At 57.4% G+C, this 23445-nt stretch carries 20 protein-coding genes; 12 read left to right on the top strand and 8 right to left on the bottom strand.

Features of this window, described 5'->3' with window-relative positions:
- Nucleotides 1–155: 155 nt before the first annotated feature.
- Nucleotides 156–428, top strand: a complete 273-nt coding sequence (locus QLQ17_RS01795) for an HU family DNA-binding protein (protein WP_283207823.1) — start codon at nt 156–158, stop codon at nt 426–428.
- 48 nt (nt 429–476) lie between these two features.
- On the opposite strand, the gene QLQ17_RS01790 is transcribed toward QLQ17_RS01795, so the two are convergent.
- From QLQ17_RS01790 to gshB, 8 genes are all read right to left on the bottom strand, one after another.
- On the bottom strand, nt 477–1496 hold the full coding sequence (locus QLQ17_RS01790; RefSeq protein WP_502867346.1) for a putative solute-binding protein: 1020 nt from the start codon (nt 1494–1496) through the stop codon (nt 477–479).
- A gap of 211 nt (nt 1497–1707) precedes the next feature.
- On the bottom strand, nt 1708–3003 hold the full coding sequence (locus QLQ17_RS01785) for a dihydroorotase (protein WP_283207822.1): 1296 nt from the start codon (nt 3001–3003) through the stop codon (nt 1708–1710).
- Complete coding sequence (locus tag QLQ17_RS01780) at nt 3000–4013, bottom strand: aspartate carbamoyltransferase catalytic subunit (RefSeq protein WP_283207821.1); 1014 nt, start codon at nt 4011–4013, stop codon at nt 3000–3002. Before QLQ17_RS01780 ends, QLQ17_RS01785 begins: the two co-directional genes overlap by 4 nt.
- Nucleotides 4014–4045: 32 nt before the next feature.
- The gene (pyrR, locus tag QLQ17_RS01775) at nt 4046–4555 is read right to left on the bottom strand and encodes a bifunctional pyr operon transcriptional regulator/uracil phosphoribosyltransferase PyrR (RefSeq protein ID WP_283207820.1); all 510 of its coding nucleotides are present in this window, start codon (nt 4553–4555) and stop codon (nt 4046–4048) included.
- On the bottom strand, nt 4539–4997 hold the full coding sequence (ruvX, locus tag QLQ17_RS01770) for a Holliday junction resolvase RuvX (RefSeq protein WP_283207819.1): 459 nt from the start codon (nt 4995–4997) through the stop codon (nt 4539–4541). The genes pyrR and ruvX overlap by 17 nt, the downstream gene beginning before the upstream one ends.
- Nucleotides 4990–5556 carry a YqgE/AlgH family protein gene (locus QLQ17_RS01765; protein ID WP_283207818.1) on the bottom strand — a complete coding sequence of 189 codons (567 nt, stop codon included), beginning with the start codon at nt 5554–5556 and terminating at the stop codon, nt 4990–4992. The genes ruvX and QLQ17_RS01765 overlap by 8 nt, the downstream gene beginning before the upstream one ends.
- Nucleotides 5553–6419 carry an energy transducer TonB gene (locus QLQ17_RS01760; RefSeq protein WP_283207817.1) on the bottom strand — a complete coding sequence of 289 codons (867 nt, stop codon included), beginning with the start codon at nt 6417–6419 and terminating at the stop codon, nt 5553–5555. Before QLQ17_RS01760 ends, QLQ17_RS01765 begins: the two co-directional genes overlap by 4 nt.
- Nucleotides 6420–6428: 9 nt before the next feature.
- Nucleotides 6429–7385: a glutathione synthase gene (gene gshB / locus QLQ17_RS01755; protein ID WP_283207816.1), complete on the bottom strand. Its 957-nt coding sequence runs from the start codon at nt 7383–7385 to the stop codon at nt 6429–6431.
- A 244-nt stretch (nt 7386–7629) separates the two neighbouring features.
- Between gshB and pilG the strand changes: the two genes are divergently transcribed.
- The 11 genes from pilG to znuB all read left to right on the top strand — a co-directional run bounded on the left by pilG (nt 7630) and on the right by znuB (nt 23432).
- On the top strand, nt 7630–8022 hold the full coding sequence (pilG, locus tag QLQ17_RS01750; protein ID WP_135804132.1) for a twitching motility response regulator PilG: 393 nt from the start codon (nt 7630–7632) through the stop codon (nt 8020–8022).
- A gap of 32 nt (nt 8023–8054) precedes the next feature.
- On the top strand, nt 8055–8417 hold the full coding sequence (gene pilH / locus QLQ17_RS01745) for a twitching motility response regulator PilH (protein WP_283207815.1): 363 nt from the start codon (nt 8055–8057) through the stop codon (nt 8415–8417).
- 19 nt (nt 8418–8436) lie between these two features.
- Nucleotides 8437–8982 carry a chemotaxis protein CheW gene (locus tag QLQ17_RS01740; RefSeq protein ID WP_283207814.1) on the top strand — a complete coding sequence of 182 codons (546 nt, stop codon included), beginning with the start codon at nt 8437–8439 and terminating at the stop codon, nt 8980–8982.
- A gap of 91 nt (nt 8983–9073) precedes the next feature.
- Entirely contained in the window at nt 9074–11173 is a 2100-nt protein-coding gene (locus QLQ17_RS01735; RefSeq protein ID WP_283207813.1) for a methyl-accepting chemotaxis protein, read from the top strand.
- Between the two features lie 27 nt (nt 11174–11200).
- Nucleotides 11201–12100, top strand: coding sequence for a CheR family methyltransferase (locus tag QLQ17_RS01730; protein WP_283207812.1), 900 nt, complete (start codon nt 11201–11203; stop codon nt 12098–12100).
- An 11-nt stretch (nt 12101–12111) separates the two neighbouring features.
- Nucleotides 12112–19761, top strand: coding sequence for an Hpt domain-containing protein (locus QLQ17_RS01725; protein ID WP_283207811.1), 7650 nt, complete (start codon nt 12112–12114; stop codon nt 19759–19761).
- The gene (locus QLQ17_RS01720; RefSeq protein WP_283207810.1) at nt 19761–20813 is read left to right on the top strand and encodes a chemotaxis protein CheB; all 1053 of its coding nucleotides are present in this window, start codon (nt 19761–19763) and stop codon (nt 20811–20813) included. The genes QLQ17_RS01725 and QLQ17_RS01720 overlap by 1 nt, the downstream gene beginning before the upstream one ends.
- A gap of 10 nt (nt 20814–20823) precedes the next feature.
- A complete protein-coding gene (locus tag QLQ17_RS01715; RefSeq protein ID WP_283207809.1) occupies nt 20824–21288 on the top strand; it encodes a chemotaxis protein CheW in 465 nt (154 codons plus the stop codon).
- A gap of 81 nt (nt 21289–21369) precedes the next feature.
- Nucleotides 21370–21882 carry a Fur family transcriptional regulator gene (locus QLQ17_RS01710; RefSeq protein ID WP_283207808.1) on the top strand — a complete coding sequence of 171 codons (513 nt, stop codon included), beginning with the start codon at nt 21370–21372 and terminating at the stop codon, nt 21880–21882.
- Complete coding sequence (znuC, locus tag QLQ17_RS01705; RefSeq protein ID WP_283207807.1) at nt 21875–22633, top strand: zinc ABC transporter ATP-binding protein ZnuC; 759 nt, start codon at nt 21875–21877, stop codon at nt 22631–22633. Before QLQ17_RS01710 ends, znuC begins: the two co-directional genes overlap by 8 nt.
- Complete coding sequence (znuB, locus tag QLQ17_RS01700; RefSeq protein ID WP_283207806.1) at nt 22620–23432, top strand: zinc ABC transporter permease subunit ZnuB; 813 nt, start codon at nt 22620–22622, stop codon at nt 23430–23432. Before znuC ends, znuB begins: the two co-directional genes overlap by 14 nt.
- The last annotated feature ends 13 nt before the right edge of the window (nt 23433–23445 follow it).

Genomic DNA, 23445 nt, shown 5'->3' with positions numbered 1-23445 from the left:
GTTTGTTTTTATGAGACCCGCGCCGCAAACACAGACACCAGATTAAATTCCGTTAACGCGGCCAGTTTGCGCATCACAGTGCGAACCGCTATAGATTTGATCGGTGATCGCACACCGTGCGATCGCAATCGAAGAATCCCTCAAAGGAGTTACCTATGCGCAAACCTGAACTTGCAGCGGCCATTGCCGAACAGACCGGGCTCACCCGTGACAAAGCCAGCGAAGTCGTTACCGCCTTCACGGATCAGATCTCAGCTGCCGCCTCCCGGGGTGAAGACACCACGTTGATTGGTTTCGGTACGTTCAGCATCCGTCACCGCGAGGCCAGAGACGGTCGCAACCCCCAAACGGGCGCGAGCATTCGCATTCCGGCAAGTAAAACCGTTGGTTTCAAGGCAGGTAAAGCGCTGAAGGACGCCATCCGTTGACGATCGCGGGGGCCTTAAACGGGCCCCCATCGACTCAATCTTCCCGGATCAGGACGCGCATTCAGAGCGGGATCCATCCACCCGGCAGCGAATCGCCTTCATCAACTGGATCGCGCGTTCATCAAAAATGCCGTCTTCCATCAACGACAGACGCACCTGCTGCAACATCTTGTCGTACTCTGCCAACTTGTCCTGTGGCAGACGCATCCAGACGTCTGAAGGAATCTCGGATTCTGCGGTCGCGATAATGTCGTAGGCTTCGTCCAGTTTGCTCATCGCCTGTTCGCGAATAAACTGACTGGTTTCATCCGGGAAACGATCGCGGTGAATCACGATCTGGAAGTTCATGTAGCCAAGAGCGTACTTGACCACGGCACCATCTGGGTTAACCCCTTTGTAGAGTTCCAGCGGCTGATAGGCAACGGCTGGCGCGTAGGCCAGATCCACACTGCCGTTATTGAACTTGCCCGCAAAGTTGGCAGAGTTGGCACCGACCACGGACGCGCCCACATGGCGAACCATGCGAACGGAGGCGGCGTCATAATCCAGCGTGGCAATGCGCTTGCCCTGAAGCTTTTCCACTGAATTGATGCTGCGGTCGCGAGTGTGCAGGTAAATCGCGCCACCTGGCAGAACACCGGCAACTTCATAAGCTCCGTCGATCATGAATGAACGGGCTTTGGGCTGGCTCAGTGTATTGTAGAGCAACCGCATTTCTTCCTCGCCCGGAACAGCGCCGATGGCTTCCAGGCTGCCGGTAAACTTGTTGAATTCACGAGCACGAGTACCGGTCAGAAGAACACCGTCGCACTGACCGGCTTTGAAATCTTCGGCCGCGACTTTTTCATCGGTGTAGGCACGCAGCTCAAACTTGATACCGTTCTTCAAAGCAACCGGCTTGAACGTCTTGGCGATGGCAAACAAGGGACCATTCGCGCCAACGGGGTCAAACACGCAGAAACTGCGCTCCAGTATCTCGGATTGAGCACTTGCAACGGGAGAAAGGACCAAGCCGGCGCACAACGCGACCGCCGAAAGGGCCTTTCTTGGAAGGTTAAATGATTTCAAGGGACGACTCCTGCATTATTATTGTGGCATCGACACATCCGTGTGTGCGTCGATTACCCGGTGATTTCGCAGCCGACAATAGGCTGAGTAATGCAAGAATACGTTGGCACAGGTGCCACTATTCAAGGGCGTCGCGGCAAAAAATGAGAAAGTGTGACGGGCTCGACAAAGCACGGACAACTTCTGACACACTTTGGGTAGGGACAGAGGGTCAGCTTTGCTCGGAGGTCCAGGCTGTTTCCCCATTGCACAAAGTGAGCCGGACAACACCAGGAAGGGATTGATGGGGGAAAGGATGATGGCGGCCCGCTGATAACAAGGTGTCGTCTGACGGCGACCAGCTTCCGTCTGGGTCAAACACGCATAAATCAGCCGGGACACCCTGCTTGATGACCGCATTCCGCTGGATAACCGACGCGGGTCCCACCGTCAGCGAGTGCACTAACCGCGGCAGCGTCAATTCCCCACGGTCCACAAGCTTCAACCCCATGGAAAGTGTTGTTTCAACCGTGGATAAGCCCGGCTCCGTCGCTGCCAGAGGCGCCTGCTTGGCGGCCGAATCATGGGGTTGGTGTTGGCTGGTGACGGCATCAATTGTACCGTCCTGAACGCCAGCCACCAGTGCCTGACGGTCATGCTCACTCCGCAAAGGCGGTCGCACGTGGAACCGGCTGTCGAAACCTGACAGCGCGTTTTCAGTGAACAGCAGCTGATGCATGGCTACATCGGCAGTGACTGAAATTCCGCGACCGCGAGCCTCCCGCAGCATATCGACGCTACGGCCGCAGGAGAGCTGGCTCAGATGCAATCGCGCACCGGTTTCCTCGGCCAGCAGCAACATTTCCATCACAGCCGCCGTTTCAGCCACTTCCGGCACTCCCAGCAGCCCCAGGCGAGCAGCGACTGATCCGTCGTGGGCATAACCGTCAGCGGCCAGTGCTTGATTTTCCGGGGCAAACATCACGGTCAGCCCGAATGTCTGTGCGTAGGCCATGCAGCGCCGCAACACCCTGGCATTGCGAACGGGTCGACTGCCATTGCCCATAGCAACACAGCCAGCGCCGGCAAGCCCGGACATATCGCTCAGCAATTCGCCTTCCAGGCCACGGGTGATCGCACCAATTGGAAGAATGCGTACTTTCGACTTTTTGGCCGCAACATCCAGAATCAGGTTGGTTACCGCCCCGGAATCGTTGACCGGAGACGTTTCCGGCGACGCACAGAGTGTGGTGAATCCACCCCGGGCTGCCGCCCGACTTTCTGACGCTATGTTGCCTTTTTGGCCATTACCCGGCTCTCGCAGGTTGCAGCACAGATCCACAAACCCGGGGCTGATCAGACATCCGCTGACGTCGATTTGCTGATCCGTTGTATGGCCGACATCGGGTTGACCCAGCGACTCTATCCGACCATCTCGGATAACCACCGTTACCGCTTCACCCGAGGTGGCAAGCCGCCCCCCAATCAGGGCCAGGCTGGATGACGACTGCTGATTCTTGCCGCTCACTGGCTTTTCCTTTCTGCTAACTGTCGATTTCGATCAGCCATTTGACCGCCCATGGCCATGGACATGACGGCCATGCGAATGGCAATACCATTGGTGACCTGATCCAGAATCACGGACTGTGGACCATCGGCGACCGCGGATTCGATTTCAACGCCGCGATTGATCGGCCCGGGATGCATCACGATGCACTCTGGGTCAGCCAGTGCCAACTTCTCACGGTTCAGGCCATAGAGACGGTAAAATTCACGCTCACTGGGCAGCAGAGCCCCTTCCATCCGTTCCTTCTGCAGTCTCAGCATGATCACTACGTCGAGATCTTTCATACCGCGGGTCATGTCGTATTCCACTTTACAGCCCAGGCTCTCCACATCACTTGGCAGGAGCGTGGCCGGGGCAATCACGCGTACTTCCGACACCCCGAGTTCCTGCAACGCCCGAATCTGGGAACGCGCTACCCGCGAATGAAGTACATCGCCCACAATCGCCACTTTCAGACCCTCAAAACGGCCTTTGTGCTGGCGGATGGTGAGCATATCAAGCATGGCCTGGGTGGGATGGGCGTGGCGACCGTCGCCGGCGTTAATGATGGCCACACCCGGAGTCACGCTCTCGGCAATAAAATGAGGAGCGCCGCTCTGGGAATGCCGCACAATAAACATGTCGCTGGCCATGGCTTCCAGATTCAACAGTGTGTCGGAGAGGGATTCGCCTTTGGAGGTGGCCGAGGTATTAATATCCAGATTCAACACATCCGCTGATAGCCGCTTGGCCGCCAATTCAAAGGTACTGCGGGTGCGGGTACTGGATTCAAAAAACAGGTTCACGACCGTACGGCCTCTGAGCAAAGGCACTTTCTTGATGCTGCGCTCACCAACTTCAATAAACGAATCGGCGGTATCAAGAATATCGGTCAGTAACGCCCGGTCGAGTCCATCCAGCGTCAGAAAATGGCGCAGCTGACCCTCTTCAGTCAGTTGCAGCGATTTGGTCACAGGGCCCTGTGCTGTCATGGAGTTCCCGCCTGGTGATTTTGATAACAGTTCTATTCCCCGGTTTCCCGGAGTTCAATGCGCAATGGCTCTGGCCCTCGCAGTTTCACTCGCTGGCTCGACGGCAGCGAAAGGACCTGCCCGGCGATATCTGGCTGTATCGGCAGCTCTCTTGCCCCAAGGTCGACCAGAGTCGCAAGAATGATACTGCCCGGCCGTCCATAATCGAATATCTCGTTCATTGCTGCGCGAATGGTGCGCCCGCTCATCAGGACATCGTCGATCAGCACAATGTCTCGGCCCTCGGTATCGAATGGAAGGCTGGAAGGTTTCACGCGCGGATTCAGGCCAATGCGGCTGAAATCGTCCCGGTAAAAGGAAATATCCAGCTCCCCTAGTGGCGTCGACAAACCCAGGCGCTGGCTTAAGCGTTCTGCCAGCCAGACTCCGCCTGTGCGGATACCGATTACGGCGGGGTCTGAGATGCCTCGCTGCTCAAGAATGTCCCGCAGGCCCTGTTCCATCCGATCCAGGAGCTGCTCTACCTCAGGCATTTGTGTCATTGGGTCTCTCGTTTGCAGACTGCTGGTTGAACCAGGTTTCCAGAATGAGCACCGCGGCCCGGTCATCCACACCGTGTTGACCATAGTCGCGACTGCCACCTTCTGCCATCACTTCGCCCTTGGCTTCAAAGCTGGTCAGGCGCTCGTCTACCAATTCCACGTTGACATGAAACCTGCCGTGCAGGCGCTTGGCAAACTTTCTGGCCCGGGCGCACATGTCGTTTTCGGTATCGTCCATGTTCAGCGGCAAGCCGACCAGGGCGAGATCCGGCCGCCACTCTTTCAGTAGGCCTTCGATCTGTGCCCAATCCGGAATGCCGTCTTTTGCCGGCAGCATGGCCACCGGACGGCCAGACCCCAGCAATTCCTGGCCGCTGGCAACGCCAATTCGGCGAGTACCGAAATCAAACGCCAGCACTCGCCGCTTGCCCGTTTCAGGCATGACCGATGGACTCGCTCAGCTGGTTGATATCAACGCCAATGGCCGTGAGCACCGCTTTGTAGCGCTCCTCTGGCGGTGTATGAAACAGAATCTCGGGATTGGCAGGGCAGTTCAGCCAGGCATTACTGGCCAGTTCTTCCTCCAGTTGCCCCTCACTCCAGCCGGAGTAACCAAGGCACACAAGGTAATGCTGGGGGCCCTCGTCGGCACCAATATCTGACAGCACGTCACGAGAAGTGGTCAGCCAGACTTTCCCAGTCACTTCGGCGGTGTTCTGCCAGCTTCGGTCCGGCGTATGGAGCACAAACCCCCGCTCCTGCTGGACTGGCCCACCGCTATACACCGGCACATCCAGTTCGCCGCCATCCATGTCCAACTGCTCCAGAATCTCACCCAGATGGATATCCAGCGGCTGGTTGACCATCAGGCCAAGCGCACCGTCGTCTGAATGCTCGCAGATGTAGATGACCGCACCGTGAAAACGGGGATCCTGCAGATAGGGAGACGCCACCAGGAAATGGTTGCGCAGGCTATGGGGGGATTCTTTTGAAGCCGTCATCCTGAACTCAGCCCCTGCCTGCCAAAAACCCAGGTGCGGATAATTTCAAGTTCATCAGCAGTCTCCTTTAGAGAATCCGGAAACGGAGGAAAAGGCGCCGCCATACGAACAATTCGCTTCACTGCGTCGTCCAGAACAGGGCTGCCCGAGGACTCCAGTATAGCCAGTTCTTTCACTGTGCCATCTTTTCGCAGTGAGACAAGGATTCGCGCATTGCCGTAGAGATTTTTTTGCCGGGCTTCCGATGGGTAATTGATGTTACCAACCCGGACAACCCGATCCACCCAGTTGCTCACGTAGAGAGCATTGGTGGATTTCAACGTTGATGCCGCCGTTACGCGCATCACCCGGGGCTTGCGGGCATACGCCCGCTGCTGACGATCGAATCTGGCTTCAAGACTCGCGATTTCCAGGCTGCGTTCCATCAGACTTTTTTTCTCACGAACCGGCAGCGGCTCGTCTACGTCCGGCTCAGCTTTCTCCGGCTGCGGTGAGCTACGCTCGGTCTCAGCTTGCGTCTGCACAACCGCCTTCTCTTCCCTGGCGACCGGTTCGGTTCTGGACGCGGGCTCCGGCTGAACCGGCTCGATGTTCTTCTGGTTGACCTCTGATGGGTTCGGAGACGTCATCTCGACCGGCTCTTCTTTTGTACCGCTGCCCTTCTGATTGGTCTGAGCCAGAAAGTCCGCCTTGTCCGGCTCGGTCTCATCGTCAAACTGAGAGAGTGTGATCTCCATGGTTTGTGCGGAAGACCGGGGGTCTTCGGGGGCGAACGTGATTCCCAGGGCAATAATGGCGTGCAGCACCAACGCCAAAAAAAGCGTGAACGAAAACCGATCGAAGTCGCTGACCTGTGCCGCCATTCTGGACTGTTACCCTCTGCTGGAAAGACGCCGCTCCACAGCATCCAACAGCGTACTCGAAATGTCGATGCCGAAGGCGGCATCAAGCTCACGGATGCAAGTGGGACTGGTCACGTTGATCTCGGTCAGATAATCGCCGATCACGTCGATGCCCACAAAAATCAAACCTTTCTCTTTCAGAACCGGCGCCACCCGATGGCAGATTTCCCGGTCTCTATCCGTGAGTTCTCGCCCTTCACCGCGCCCGCCGGCCGCCAGATTACCGCGATTCTCGCCATCCGATGGAATCCGTGCAAGGGCATAGGGAACAGGCTCGCCGTCGATCAACAGGATCCGTTTATCGCCCTGCTTTATTTCCGGCACGTACTTTTGGGCCATGGCCTGATGGGCACCCATATTGGTAAGCGTTTCGATGATGACTCCCAGGTTGGCATCGTCGTGCTTGACCCGGAAAATCGAACTGCCGCCCATGCCGTCCACCGGCTTCATAATGACGTCGCGGTGCTTCTGGTAAAACGCTTTGAGTCGTTCGGCAGACCGGGTCACGATCAACGGAGGCGTCAGGTCGTCGAACTGGGTAGCAAAGAGCTTTTCATTGCAATCCCGGAGCGTCGAGGCAGGATTGACCACCAGAGCGCCCTGCTGTTCGGCAGCTTCAAGTATGTAGGTGGCCATCAGAAACTCTCGGTCTACCGGCGGATCCTTGCGCATCAGAATCACATCCAGGTCACCCAATGCCCGGTCCTGACTGTTGCCGTATTCGAACCAGTCGTCCGGATCCATCCGTACCGTGAGTTCACGAGTCCGCGCCCGTGCTTGCGCGCCATCAAGGTACAGATCAGGAAGCTCCATGTACTCAATGGCCCAACCCCGTTTCTGAGCCGCCACCAACATGGCCAGCGAGCTGTCCTTCTTGAAGGAAATGTCCTCGATGGGATCCATTACAATACCGAGCCGGACTGTCATATTGCCTCGTTGTTAATAAAGGTGAAAAACCGGAACCGCTCTGCAAAGCGACCTGAAGAATAAGTGCTATGCTGTGTTCAAAGAAGGTATTGTACCCGCGCAAGTACATTTGGTCACAAAGTTCTACTTTTTATCCGGGCAGCAATACTCTATAAATTAGCGGGGCTTATAGAAGAACGTTCAGGATTGTGTTAAAAAGCCCGGTTGAAAAATAACGATACGCAGAGCGCAAGGCTGTTGGACAATGGATGACAACTTCGAAAATCTGAAGATTATGGTGATCGACGACAGCAAGACCATTCGTCGTACCGCAGAAACCCTATTAAAAAAAGTGGGTTGCGAAGTCATTACCGCAACTGACGGCTTTGACGCCCTGGCCAAGATTGCCGATTCCCAGCCGAACATCATCTTTGTTGACATCATGATGCCCCGGCTGGACGGTTATCAAACCTGCGCACTGATCAAGAACAACTCCTCCTTCAAGAAGACACCGGTTATCATGCTGTCCAGTAAAGACGGCCTGTTCGACAAGGCCAAGGGACGCATCGTCGGGTCTGACCAGTACCTGACCAAACCGTTCAGCAAGGACGAGCTTCTGAATACGATTCGCCAGTACGTTCCGGCCGCGGAACAGTAACCCAGCTCCAGCATTGAACTATTGAGGACATCATGGCCCGCATTCTGATTGTTGACGATTCGCCGACCGAGGTTAAGAAAATCTCGACCATTCTCGAAAAGCACAAGCATGAAGTGCTCACGGCCGACAACGGTGCCGACGGCGTTGCCAAAGCCCGCGCTGAAACGCCGGACCTGGTGCTGATGGACGTTGTCATGCCCGGCCTGAATGGTTTCCAGGCGACACGTCAGCTGACCCGCGCACCGGAGACCGCGTCGATCCCTGTGGTGATCGTAACCACCAAAGATCAGGAAACTGACCGTGTGTGGGGCACCCGCCAAGGCGCAAAAGGCTATCTGGTAAAGCCGGTTAACGAAGACGATCTGATCAAAACCATCAACAGCCTGATCGGCTGATTCCAACCGTGGAGTGAGCATGTCCGCCCAGGCCGCCCCTTTTGCTGTTCTGACGGATATCGCCCGGCGCAGTCGTTCCCTGGCCGCCGGTCTGCCGGAGCAGCAACAAGCCGTTGAATTATGGAACGGCATCGGATTCGTCCTCGCCGGCGAGCGCTATGTGGCGCCCATGGGAGAAGTTATCGAAATCCTTCACGTCCCCCGTTACACCCACATTCCGGGGGTTCGTCCTTTTATGCTGGGGGCCGCTAACGTTCGCGGCCGCCTCCTGCCGCTGATTGATCTGGCCAGTTTCTTTGATGTACCGCGCTCCTCGCGCAGCCAACGCGATCGCCGCGTACTGGTTGTCGAGCAGGGCGATGTATTCAGTGGACTGGTGGTCGACAGCGTGTCCGGGATGCAGTATTTCGCCGTGGATAACCATGTGGCCTCGCCGCAGGGAGTTCCGGAGAGCGTTCAGCCGTTTGTAAATGGCGGCTACGAACGTAACGAAGAAGTCTGGAAAGTGTTTTCTGCCGCCGACCTGCTTGGCGACGAGCGCTTTCTGGATGTAGCGCAATGGTAAGGGTGGTTTCACTAGCAGGCCCGATAAAGGACCTGTCGAGCCCCCGCAGCGAAAGACTTACCACTATTAAGAAAAGGCCGGGAGCCAGACAATGAAGAATAGAGCCGGAAAACTCAGTGTGGGTCAGGGAGGCAACAAACTTGTTGCCGGCTTGATCGCCGCACTGATTGCATTGACCGTCCTGCTCGTTGCCGTACTGTTCATCATCAATCAGAACAGTCAGCACGATCAGCAATACATCTCCCACTCTGCAGAATTGCGGGTGCTGTCGCAGGAAATTGCCAAGAACGCGACGGAGGCCGCAGGCGGCACCGCAGAAGCGTTTGACGCTTTGCGCCGTTCGCGGGACGAGTTCGACCGGCTCTGGGGCTACATCACCGACGGCAACCCGGAAACTGGACTGCCTCCCAGCGAGGTAGCTCAAAACAGTGGCGTTCAGGAAACCTGGAACACGGTGCGTGACAACGCAGACAGCATTCTGTCCACCCAGGACGCGGTACTGGGCCTGCACGAAGTCGCCCGGACCCTGAACGAAACCATTCCCCAGTTGCAGGTGGAATACGACGACATCGTTCAAATCCTGCTTGAGAATGACGCGCCAGCAGAACAGATCGCATTGGCCCAACGCCAGTCGCTGCTCGCTGAGCGGATCGTGCGGTCGGTCAACAACGTACTGTCCGGCGACGAAGACGCGGTGGTTGCTGCCGACCGGTTCGGTCGAGACGCCAGCCTGTTTGGTCGCGTATTGAACGGACAGGTCAACGGCAACCCGTCCATGGGCATCACCCAGGTAACTGACGAAGACGCCATCTACGGCTTGGAAGCCGTTGGCGAGCTGTTTGAATTCGTCTCCCAGAACGTAGACGCCATCCTTGAAGCTTCTCCCGACCTCTTCAAGGTACGTACTGCGGCCAGCGACATTTTCCAGAACTCCCAGGTATTGCTGGACGAGCTGTCTGAACTATCCGAGCGCTTCACCGGCCAGGCCGGATCCGGTTTCTTCAGCCCGACCCTCGCCTTCATCATTCTGGCTGCCATGGTCGGCATCGTTGTGATGATCGGTGTTGTACTCTACCGCGACGCCCAGGCCCGCCTGGCGACGACTCAGGAGCAGAACGAACAGAACCAAAACGCGATCTTGCGACTGCTGGACGAACTCGCTGACCTGGCGGATGGTGACTTGACCACAGAGGCCACAGTAACCGAGGACTTCACCGGTGCCATCGCTGACTCGATCAACTACGCGATCGACCAGATGCGCGGCCTGGTACAGGCGATTCGTGGAACCGCTGTGCGGGTAGCGTCGGCGGCCCAGGAAACTCAGGCTACGGCCATGCACCTTGCCGACGCTTCCGAGCACCAGGCTCAGGAAATTGCCGGCGCCTCGGCGGCGGTGAACGAGATGGCGGTGTCCATCGACCAGGTATCTTCCAACGCCGCCGAATCTTCCGCGGTTGCTGAGCGGTCGGTTGCGATCGCGAAGAAAGGTTCCGAGGTGGTAAATAACACCATCAAGGGCATGGACAATATCCGCGAGCAGATCCAGGAAACGTCCAAACGGATCAAGCGTCTGGGTGAGTCTTCCCAGGAAATCGGTGACATCGTATCGCTGATCAACGACATCGCCGACCAAACCAACATCCTGTCCCTGAACGCCGCGATCCAGGCCTCTATGGCCGGTGACGCGGGCCGCGGCTTCGCGGTAGTTGCGGACGAAGTTCAGCGACTGGCGGAACGCTCTTCCGCGGCGACCAAACAGATTGAGGCACTGGTTAAGACGATCCAGTCGGACACCAACGAAGCCGTTATCTCCATGGAACACACCACCGCCGAGGTGGTTCGTGGTGCACGTCTGGCACAGGACGCGGGTATCGCGCTCGAAGAGATCGAGAACGTATCCATGTCTCTGGCAGAATTGATCCAGAACATTTCCAACGCTGCACGACAGCAGTCGTCTTCTGCGGCCCACATTTCCAACACGATGAACGTCATCCAGGAAATCACCTCGCAGACCTCGTCTGGTACCAACGCCACCGCGAAATCTATCGGTAATCTCGCAGAAATGGCGTCCGAACTTCGGTCCTCTGTTGCCGGCTTTACCTTACCGGAAGAGGATGCGGTTGATCAGGACGAAGACACCGAAGACGAGGACGAGGACGAGGACGACGACGTTCCCGTGGTTAGCGAGTAACGATCAATCCGAGGCCGCTGACAGTTTATGGCTGAAAACCGCAACGACCTGTCAACTGCCGAGGGCATCTGGTCACTGCGCCGACTCCCAGATATGGACGAGGCGCAGTTCAACCAATGGCAGACATTGCTGGAACACAGAACCGGCATGACCTTGAGCGAAGGCCGGAAATCGTTTCTCGAGACCAATCTCGCGATTCGCATGCGGGAAATCGGTTGTAACAGTTATCAGGCCTACTACGAAAAAATCGTATCCGGGCCGGACGCAATCGTAGAGTGGGCCACGCTGGTAGATCGGCTCACCGTGCAGGAGACGCGCTTTTTTCGTGATCCGGACGCGTTTCGGCTGGTATCAGACTATGTGCTGACCCGGCCGCGGGAGGCTCTGAAAAAACGGCCTCTGGAAGTCTGGAGTGTGGGGGCCTCTACGGGCGAAGAGCCATACACCCTCGCCATGGTTCTGAACGAGTGCATGGAGACCTTGTCGCTGAAACCGTTATACGGGGTGACCGGCTCGGACATCAGCAAACCGGCAATCGACAAGGCCAAAACCGGCCGGTTCAGCGCACGTAAGCTGATCGGCATGGACGAAGCCATGAAAAACCGGTACTTCCACCCAGCAGAGCGGAATACCGTGGAAATTGTCGAAAGCATTCGGGACCGGGTGTGTTTTACACGCCTGAATGTGCTGGACCTGAAAAAAGCACCGATGCACGGGATGAACATCATCTTCTGCCAGAATCTGCTGATTTACTTCCGGCGCTGGCGCCGGCGCGAAATAGTAAAACGGCTTGCAGAAAGACTGGCGCCCGGGGGGTTATTGGTCCTGGGCCAGGGAGAGCTGACCGACTGGCAGCCGCCTGGCTTACAGCGAGTACCCTCGGAACATGTGCTGGCGTGGATCAAGCGCCAGCCTGACGAAGAATAACCGGAGTGGTTATGGGCAATCACCATGACAGCATCGCCCTGGACTGGGTTCGGGGTGAGATACAAGACACGCTTACCCAGAGCCAGCAGGCATTGGAAGCGTTTGTCGACAACAGAGACGACACGGCGCGTTTGCGCTTTTGCCTGAACTATCTCCACCAGGTTCACGGTACCCTGCAGATGGTCGAGCTTTACGGCGCGGCCCTGCTGACCGAGGAAATGGAGAAGCTCACGCAGGCCATCCTCAACGAAACCGTTACCAACGTTGATGATGCCGTCGAAGTACTGATGCAGGCCATCCTGCAATTGCCCCAGTACCTCGAGCACCTGGCCAGCAGCCAGGACGATTTCCCGCTCGTACTATTGCCCCTGCTGAACGACCTTCGGGCAGCCCACGGCGAGGCTCTGCTTTCTGACACTTCGCTGTTTAAGCCAGATTTGTCGCTGGCCCATAAGACGGCACCAGCCAATGTCTCGCAACGGCTTCAGGATCCAAAGGTTCTTGGGCATATCCGCAAGTTACGCCAGATGTTCCAGTTTGCTCTGGCTGGCGTGATTCGCGAGGCGGATCTGGACGCGCACTTTGAGTACATGCAGAAGGTCATCGAACGTCTGATCAGGCTTTGCAAAAACACACCCAGGGGTGAACTCTGGAAAGCCGCAGGCGGTTTCGTTGAAACCCTCCAGGGACACGTTAATCCCGTAAACACGGCGGTAAAGGCGCTACTGCGTGAACTGGACGCCGAAATCCGCAAGCTTACTGACGAACATATTGATATTCTTCAGCAGCCTGCTCCGGAAGCACTACTCAAGCATCTGCTGTATTACGTCGCCCGTGCCAGGGACCTGGATACCGATCGGGTCAAGGAACTGCGGCAGAGCTATCGCCTGAATCAGGCCCTGCCATCAGAAGACGATGTAGACGCCGCCAAGGACCGCGTATCCGGCCCCGGGCGAGATGCGATCCAATCCGTCACAAGCGCTCTGAACGAAGAACTGGCCAAACTCAAAGACCAGCTGGATCTGTTTGTACGCTCCGACATGCGCCAGAACGACGAGTTGGACGAGCTGTTACCAGGCCTGCAGCAGGTTGCCAATACTCTGGCCGTGCTGGGCCTGGGCATACCGCGCAAGGTGGTCACCGAGCAGATTGAACTGGTGGAAAAACTGTCAGGGCAAACCGACGCTGTTGACGACGGTACTCTGATGGATATCGCCGGTGCCATGCTGTATGTCGAAGCCAGCCTTGCCGGCCTTGATGGCGAACGCCAACAGGACACCGACGAGGGTGGCGACGAGGCGAAAACCGTTAATCTGGGCTCCCGAGAACTGGGAGAAGCCAGCAGTGCACTTCTGCGGGAATCCCGAAATACCCTTGAGCAGGTGAAGTCGGCCATTGTTAATTTCATCGCCTCCCAGTGGGAAACCGGTGAGATCGAACATGTCCCCGGCCTTTTACACAGCATTCGCGGTGGCCTAGCACTGATTCCGCTGGACCGCGTGGCCGATATGCTGGCCTCTGCCGAGCGCTACGTTACCGATGTGCTGCTTGGCGGCAAACAGATACCAGACTGGAAACAGCTTGACACGCTGGCTGACGCAGTCACCAGTATCGAGTATTACCTTGAGCGCCTCTCAGACGGCATCGGCGAAAACGACAATGTTCTGAGCCTGGCCGAAGCCAGTTTCCGTGAACTCGGTTTCCCGGTAGGTGAAGAACCCACCTGGGAACATCCCTCCGAGATCGAAGACCTGCCGACCATCGGTGCCGAGGCACCGGTTGAATCCAAGGACGCGACAGCCAAAGGCTCCGACGAAGAGCTTCTGGATGATGAAATTCTCGGCATCTTCGTGGAAGAGGCCGAAGAGGTCATGGAGACCATCAACGAATACTACCCAAGGCTGCGTCAGAGTTCAGACGATCATGAGGCGCTGACTGAAGTTCGTCGCGCATTCCACACCCTGAAAGGCAGCGGCCGATTGGTAGGCGCCTCCAGCATTGGCGAGCTGGCCTGGTCCATCGAGAACCTGCTGAACCGGGTCATTGACCAGACACTTCGCCCCACAGACGACATGTTCAACCTGATTGATCAGGTGAACGCCCGCATTCCATCACTGATTCAGGAATTCCGAGATGGCCAGTCTGCCGGTGATGTTCAGGACCTGATCGAACAGGCCGAAGCCCTGTCGACCACCCGCAAGACCGACAGCGAGGGCGCGTCGACGCAGCAGGCTGCCGCTGAAGCCGAGCAACCATCAGAAGAAACGGCACCAGAGACAGACGAGACCACTCAACCGTCGGATGCGCCGAAACCAGCCAGCGCTTCCGAAGATGACGACAACCTGATCGACGACGAAATCCTCGAAATCTTTATTGAGGAAGCGGGCGAGGTGCTGGACACCATCCGCGAATACCTGCCGGCTTTGCTGCGCCATCACGAGGATCGCACTGCGCTTTCAGAGGTGCGTCGCGCCTTCCATACCCTGAAAGGCAGTGGCCGGATGGTCGGCGCCAACGACGTTGGTGAGCTGGCCTGGTCCGTCGAGAACATGCTGAACCGGGTGATCGACGGCAGCATCTTCATGAACGACGACATCGCGAGCCTGTTGAACGATGTGACCGGGCAGCTGCCAGGTCTGGTTGAAGATTTCGAGAACCAACGTCCACCATCAGTTAGCACGGCATCACTGGAGGCCCGTGCAAACGCACTGGCCAACGGGGAAATCCCGGATACCAGCTCAATGCCAGAGTCAGAGCCTGCACAGACTGACGATGAACCGGTTGCTGATCACGTTGACGTGGAACCCGAGCTGGAAGCCGAAGACGATCATCAGGTCGACCCTGTCCTCCTTGAGATTTTCGAAAGCGAGACCCAGACCCACCTTCAAACGCTGAAAGATTATCTGGAAGCAGCGGGGGACAAATCCAGCGTCGCCTACACCGACGATCTGTCGCGCGCGCTCCACACGTTGAAAGGCAGTGCCCATACCGCCGGCATTGCGCCGATTGCAGCCGTAATCACGCCACTGGAACGCTTTATCAAGGAAGCCCGCGCTCAGAATAAACGCGCTGACCGGGACGTGATTGGCCTGATTAATGACGCCTGCGGCTTCCTGACACAGGGCCTCAGCCAGATCAAAGAAAACCCTCAGGCAGAATTACCGGGTACTGAAGCCTATCTGGCCAAGCTCGAAGAAGTGTCAGCCGCCACACTCAGATCTGGAGACACTCACACCCCGGAGACCGTCACCCACACTAACCCGCAGCTGGTTCAGCTCTTCCTCAATGAAGGACTGGATATTCTGCTGGACGCTGACCGAATTCTGGACGAGTGGGCGAACAACCCGGAACAGACCAAACCCCGAGACACGCTTCGCGATGAGCTGAGCCAGCTTACTGACGGCGCAAACGAAGCCCAACTGGTCGACGTTGCTGAGCTGTCGGAAGCGATTCGACAGGCCTATGAACGCACTGCTTCTACCAACCTCAAGCCTGACGAGGACTACTTCTTTACGGTGCGCGCCGCTCATGAACACCTGATCAATATGATGGATCAGGTGGCCGCGGGTCTTGCGACCGAAGCCAGTGAAGATCTGATTGATGATCTGGAAGCCCTGGCGACCGGAGAACCGGCCGAGCCGGAATCAGAGGCTCCCAACGCGTTTGACGAAGAGTTCACTGAAGATCTGGAAGAAATTGACCGCAGCCTCGACGATGAGATTGATGAGACCGAGGACAAAGCTGAATCCGAGGAAGAGACGCCTCCGTTGGCTGAAACCGACGAGGACATGGACGACGAATTGGCGGCCATCTTCCTGGAGGAAGCGCGAGACCTGATCGACAGCACGGCAGATTCACTTCAGAGCTGGAGTGAAAATACCGACAACACCGATCTTCTTCGCCTGTTACAGCGAGACCTGCACACGCTAAAAGGTGGCGCGCGACTGGCGGACATCAGTTCCGTTGGTGACCTGTCCCACGAGCTGGAAAATCTGTTTGAAGGCCTGACTGAAAATCGCCTATCGGTGACTGATTCGCTTTCCGAGCTGCTGTTCCGCTGCCACGACCGCTTGGCCGGCATGGTGGATGCCCTTGAACAACAGGAGTCTCCGCGCCCCGCACCGGATCTGATCAGCGAAATTCACGCTTATATGGACAGCGCAACCGGAACACGCCCTGTCACTGACGTGAATAAACAGAAAGATGACGTCGAAACCGAGGAGCCGCCACTTCCAACGCCGGACCTCGAGGAATCGGATTCAGAGTCTGACGAGACGGAGACACCTGAGGAACAGGAAGAAGAGCCTGCCGACGAAGAGCTGGCGGCGACCGATCTTTCCCACCTGGATCCGGAGCTGGTGGGCATATTCCTGGAAGAAGCCTACGATCTGATTAATTCCACCGGCAGCGCGCTTCATACCTGGACTGAAGATCCGTCCAATCGCGACGTGGCGGCCGAACTTCAGCGCGATGTGCATACCCTCAAGGGCGGTGCCCGCATGGCCGGCGTTGACGCCATTGGTGATTTGACGCACGTGCTTGAAGACCTTTTCGAGAAGGTTGCAGAAGGCCAGCTGGACGCCAGCGATGAGATGAACGACCTGCTGTTCGCCTGCCATGACAGGCTGGCCCAGATGGTTGAAGAAGTGGCAACAGAAAAGCCCTGCCCACCGGCCACGGAGCTGGTTCGCAAGGTGAAAGCCATTCTAGCCGGCCAACCGCTGGATTCGGTTGAAGGACCGGAGCAGCAGGAAGAGCCAGAAGAGGCGGCACCGGAACAACCTGAGGCCCAGGAAGCAGACGAGCCCCAGGAAGCGGAAGAAGAGCCCAAGCCTCAACCAGAAGAACCTTCCCTGGCCGATGCTCTGCCGGATGCTTCTGACGATGACCTGGTGGGCATCTTCCTCGACGAAGGCATGGAAATTCACGAGGCCATTGGCGAATGCCTGGCCCAGTGGCGCGACGAGCCGGATGAGCTGCATGGCGTAACTCAGCTGCAGCAGGAACTGCATACGCTCAAAGGTGGCGCACGTCTGTCGGACGTTGACCCAATCGCCGAGCTGGCGGAAGCCTGGTCGGATGCACTGGACCCACTCATTGCCGGTGTTAGCAACCAGGCCGATCTGCTTGAATTGAGCGACAAGGCGCAGAGCGCCCTGCGAGCGATGCTGGCAAACCTTGAGGAAGGCAATAAGCCCAAGGGCGATGCGGAGCTTATCAGCGCGTTTGAAAAAACCCACAAGGCCATCGAGTCTGAATCCGGGGAGGACACCAGTGCCGTTGACGCCGACGAAGGCGAATCCGTGGACCCGGAAGTCCTTGAGATCTTCCTTGAAGAAGCCGCTGAAATTCTGGACCAATTGGAACAGCTTCTGAGTGACTGGCACAAAGAGCCAGCGAACCATCATTTCAATCAGGAAGCTCAGCGCGCTCTACACACCTTGAAAGGCGGGGCCCGTCTCTCTCAGTTATCAACACTGGGCGACAAAGCCCACCAGTTGGAAACCCGGCTGATTGATCTTGGCGGCAACAAGCCAGGCGAAGACGACTGGAAAGCCATCACCGATGAGCACGATGGCATCATCGCTCTGGTCAACGAGATCAAGGACCGTTTCCAGAGCACCGGCACGCTTCCGCCGCAGGCGACGACCGCTGAACCGGAGCAGAAGCCGGAGGCTCCCAAACCTGACGCGGAAGCCAAAAAACCGACCGAGGAGAAATCGCCGGCCAAACAGGCAGAGAAGCGTGAAGCGCCGACGCCTAAACCGGCACCCAAAAAAGCACCGGCCAAAGAAGCGGGCAACCAAGGCGCGGCTCAGCGCGCACCTCAGGAAACCATTCGGGTATCGGCGCCACTGCTGGACGAGTTGGTTAACCTGGCGGGTGAAACCAGTATTACCCGCGGCCGTCTCGAACAGCAGACCAGTGATTTCAGCCACAACCTGGATGAAATGGCTGCGACCATCGAGCGTCTGCGAGAGCAGCTTCGCCGGATGGAAATCGAGACCGAGACCCAGATTCTGTTCCGTGCAGAAAAGGAACACGGCCCGGATTACGGCGACGACTTCGACCCACTCGAAATGGACCGCTATTCCGCGATCCAGCAGCTGTCACGCGCATTGACAGAGTCATCCTCTGACCTTGCCGACCTGCGTGAAACCCTGTCGGATCGGGTTCGGGACACGGAAACACTGCTGGTTCAGCAATCACGGATCAACACGGAACTGCAGGAAGGTCTGATGAAGACCCGCATGATTCCGTTTGCATCCATGGTGCCAAGACTGCGTCGAATCGTTCGCCAGATCAGCGGCGAACTGAGCAAGAAAGTGGAATTTGACGTTCGCAACGCCGAAGGCGAAATGGACCGCAACATCCTGGAGCGCATGATTGCGCCCCTGGAACACATGCTGCGGAACGCCCTTGACCACGGCATCGAAAAGCCTGCCGATCGTAAGAAAGCCGGCAAGCCGGAGACCGGTGAAGTTACCCTGTCCCTGACCCGGGAAGGTGGCGACGTCGTGCTGCGAATGATTGATGATGGCGCCGGCATTCCGGCCAGCGTTATCCGCGATAAGGCGATCCGGCAGGGTATGCTGGACGAGAAAGAGGAACTGAGCGAGCGGGAAATCCTGCAGTTTATCCTCCAGCCCGGCTTCTCGACGGCCCAGCAAGTGACCCAGATTTCAGGGCGCGGCGTGGGCATGGACGTGGTGGCCAGCGAAATCAAGCAATTGGGCGGTAGCCTGGATATTGATTCCACCCTCGGGAAAGGCACTGTCTTTACGGCACGCCTGCCGTTCACGGTATCGGTCAACCGTGCGCTGATGGTGTCCACCGGCGAAGACTTCTACGCCATTCCGCTGAATACCATTGAGGGCATCGTTCGGGTCAGCACTTACGAGCTGGAAGAGTATTACAAGCCCGATGCACCGCTGTACGAATACGCCGGGCAGGAATATCGTCTGCAGTACCTGGGCAGCCTGCTCAACAGTGACCATCATCCAAAGCTTCAGGGGCAGGCCCTCCCGCTTCCGGTGATCCTGGTTCGTGGTGCCGAACAGCCTATGGCGTTGCAGGTGGACAGCCTGATGGGTAGCCGCGAAATCGTGGTTAAGTCCCTTGGCCCGCAATTCGGCACCGTTCGCGGCGTGTCCGGTGCCACCATTCTGGGTGACGGCAACGTGGTAGTGATTCTCGACCTGCCAGCGATGATCCGCTCAGACATTCTGTCGGAGCGTCAGCGACTGGCGAGCCTGGAAGACGCCAAAGAAGCCAGCCGGCGCGCAGAACAGGCCACCACAGTGATGGTCGTGGACGACTCGGTGACGGTGCGGAAGGTTACCTCGCGCTTGCTGGAACGAAACGGCATGGAGGTCATCACTGCCAAAGACGGCCTGGATGCGGTCGCCCAGCTTCAGGACCACCGGCCCGATATCATTCTGCTGGATATCGAGATGCCGCGGATGGACGGCTTTGAGGTCGCCAGTTTCGTGCGCCACGACGAAAGCCTGAAAGACACGCCCATCTGCATGATTACCTCCCGTACCGGTGAAAAGCACCGCGAACGGGCCCTGGCCATTGGTGTCAACGAATACCTCGGCAAGCCTTTCCAGGAAACCGAGCTACTGGACACCATTCTTCGGCTGACCGGTAATCAGTGATGGCCGGCGCGTCAGAACGACCGCAGGTCGGCATAGTTTCTGACATCGTTCTGCAGCGTCATCGCTTGCAGGAAGCGGCGTCCAGGTTCGGCCTGGACGTTTGCTTTTCCGGGGACCCGGCCAGGCTTTTGGACTACCCTACGTTTCCGGACGCTAGCCTCTGGCTGATCACACTGGAAGACGAGGCTGATCACCCGACACTGTTCGATCACCTGCTCGAGAACACCGAAGCCCCGGTACTTTTTGGCCTGGACCCTGCGCCAAAGCCCGGATTTACCGATTATTTCCGCTGGGAAAGACGGTTGCTCGACAAGCTCGAACAGTCTCTGGGACACCTGGAGCAACTGGATTCGGCCGACACCATCGAAGAGTTGGGCCAGGAACCGCAGAGAACTTCCGAAACACCGGCCTTGCCTCACTGGATAACGCCTGCGGCCCCGGATTCAGTCGCTGAAGACATCTGGATTCTGGGTGCGTCTCTGGGCGGCCCATCGGCGGTAAAGACTTTTCTGGACAACCTGCCGCCCGGATTGCCAGTGGGGTTTGTCTATGCCCAGCACATCGACAATAACTTTACCGATGTACTGACGCGGGTGCTCGGAAGACACGCCCAATACAAGCTCAAAAAGGCCGAGGCCGGCTACCGCATACGCAATGGTGACGTGGTTATGATGCCGGTCGAACACGAGTGGACCGTCAGTGAAGAAGGCACATTGGCAGAACGGGATTCCCCCTGGCCAGGCCCTTACGGCCCATCCATCGACCAGGTTCTGCTCAATGTTGGGGACCATTATGGCGCACGCTGCAATGCCATTTTCTTTTCCGGCATGGGCAACGATGGTGCCATTGCCGCACCCCTTCTAAAGGCCTATGGTAGCCGGATATGGGTGCAGGAAAGCACCAGTTGCGGCAATAGCTCAATGCCGGATTCGGTAGCTGCTACCGGATGTGCCACCTACTGTGGCACGCCCGAGCAGCTGGCCCGGGAACTGGTCAAAACGATCGAAGGATCCTGCTTGCTGAAAGGCCGGCAAAAACGGGATTCTGCCTGAGGAATACAGCATGAAAGACACTATAGATACCCTCTCCTGCGTCATGATTCCAATGAATGGACGCCAGTTACTGCTACCAAACGTATCCATTGCCGAAGTCGTGGACTATGCCTCAACAGAGACACCACCAGGCGCACCCGACTGGCTGGCAGGCACATTGGACTGGCGTGGCCTCAATCTGCCGGTGATTTCCTACGATGCAGCCAATGGCGGTGAAGTGACCAAGCCCGGCGGAAACCGTGGGCGAATTGTGGTCCTGAACACCATTGGGGACCACCATGAAACGGTACCCTTCATGGCGTTAGTAACTCAGGGTATTCCCAGTCAGACCCGACTGACCGAAGATCAGATCAAACGCATGGAGGGCGACACTGGCTCGGCGGACCTGATGCAGGTTGACGTTGAGGGTGAGACCGCGTTTATCCCTGATCTCGGTTTCCTGGAGTCTCTCGCGAGCCAGGCTTCCAAAAACTGACACTCGCCAACCTATGGCGCAGTGCGTGGGCACCGCCGAAAGAGAATGTTATAATGTTTCAAATTCTCGAGGATGGTTCCCATGTCGGCCAACGCCCTGCCTTATCGCCATCACAATCATGACGCCTGTATTGCGGACGCCCTGGCGGATGCGAAAGCCATCTGCCAACGCCAGAATGCCCGGCTGACGGCTGTTCGGGAACGGGTCCTGGAGTTGATCTGGCAATCCCATCGCCCACTCGGTGCCTACGATATTCTGGGTATGCTGGCAGCGGATGGCCACAACGCTGCTCCCCCCACGGTGTACCGCGCTCTGGACTTCCTTCAACAGCATGGTCTGGTACATCGCATCGCGTCGCTCAATGCGTTTATAGGTTGTACTCACGCCGGCACCCGGCATCAGGGCATGTTTCTTATCTGCCATAGTTGCGGGAACGTGCTCGAACTGTCAGCACCCGAAGTATCAGACGCCATTGATGTGGCTTCCGCAGACGTCGGTTTCCAGCCCGATCATGTCACGGTTGAGGTCTCCGGGCTTTGTCCCGAATGCCCGGCACCAAACGGCGCCCTACAGAATGGCCCATCCCATGAGTAAGCCGCTCATTGTGCTGGATCAGGTCACCGTGGCGTTCGATGAGCGCGTGGTGGTAGATCGTGTTGACCTGTCGATCGAAAGGGGCGACATCATTACCGTCATCGGGCCGAACGGCGCCGGTAAAACCACACTGATCAAAGCTATTCTGGACATTCAGAAGCCCACCCATGGTTCGATCCAGCGTGAGAACGGGCTATCTGTTGGCTATGTTCCTCAACATCTGACTCTTGAGCCCACCCTTCCCCTGAGCGTTCGCCGATTTATGCTGCTCAGCGGCGAACCTCTGGAGGCCTGTCAGAATGCGCTTTCAAGAACCGGGGTTGATCATCTCATGAATGCGTCGGTGCACCACCTGTCCGGTGGCGAAAAACAGCGCCTGTTGCTTGCCCGTGCCCTTGCGCGACACCCGGATCTGTTGGTACTGGACGAGCCCGCACAGGGCGTGGACATCAATGGCCAGGCGGCACTTTACGATCTTATTCGCGAACTGCGTGACCAACTTCATTGCGGCGTGCTGATGGTGTCCCACGACCTGCACCTGGTGATGGCCGCCACCGATAAAGTCATCTGCCTTAACCAGCACGTGTGCTGCAGCGGTTATCCGGAAGATATTTCACACGATCCGGCTTTCATTGAAACCTTCGGCCGGCCCGTGGCCGAAAGCCTTGCGGTATACCACCATCACCACAACCACAGCCACGACCTGCACGGCGATGTGGTGGACGGAAGCTGCGACCATGCCCATCATTGACGCCTTGTTAAACGATTTTTTCTGGCGCGCATTGATTGGCGGGCTAGGAGTCGCACTTGTCGCCGGTCCACTGGGCTGCTTCGTGGTCTGGCGCCGCATGGCCTATTTCGGCGACACTCTTGCGCATTCCGCACTGCTGGGCATCGCCTTGAGCTTTCTGATCAGCGTGCCGCTGAATGTGGGAGTGATTGTTACCTGCATTGCCCTGTCTGTTGTTCTGGTTGTGTTTCAGCGCAGTCGTGCACTGGCTACTGACACTTTGCTGGGCATTCTCGCCCACAGTGCGCTGGCCATCGGCCTGGTGGCGCTGAGTTTCATGCCCGATATCCGGTTCGACCTGACCGGTTTGCTGTTCGGCGACCTTCTGGCCATGAGCCGTACAGACCTGATCTGGATTTACGGCGGTGCCGTCGTCATATTAACGTTGCTTGCCGCGTTCTGGCGCGGTTTGTTGATGAGCACCATCCACGAAGAGTTGGCGAGGGTTGAAGGCGTTCCTGTAGAACGGCTGCGGCTGATTCTTATGCTTATGTTCTCCATTGTGATCGCCGTCGCCATGAAAATCGTCGGCGTTCTGCTCATCACCGCACTGTTGATTATCCCGGCAGCGACCGCCCGAAGGCTCGCGGGCAATCCGGAGCAGATGATGGGACTGGCCATCGGATTCGGCTGCCTGGCGGTAACCGGAGGACTGACCATGTCCTGGTTCCTGGATACACCTGCCGGCCCCTCTGTCGTGGTGACCGCTTTCTGCATGTTTCTGCTGGTTTATGGTGGTGCACAACGAACCGCCGCATGAAAACATGCTGAAG

This window comes from Marinobacter sp. CHS3-4 (genome assembly GCF_030053415.1).
In the GTDB taxonomy this organism is placed as follows: domain Bacteria; phylum Pseudomonadota; class Gammaproteobacteria; order Pseudomonadales; family Oleiphilaceae; genus Marinobacter.
This window is presented reverse-complemented; position numbering and strand designations above follow the sequence as displayed.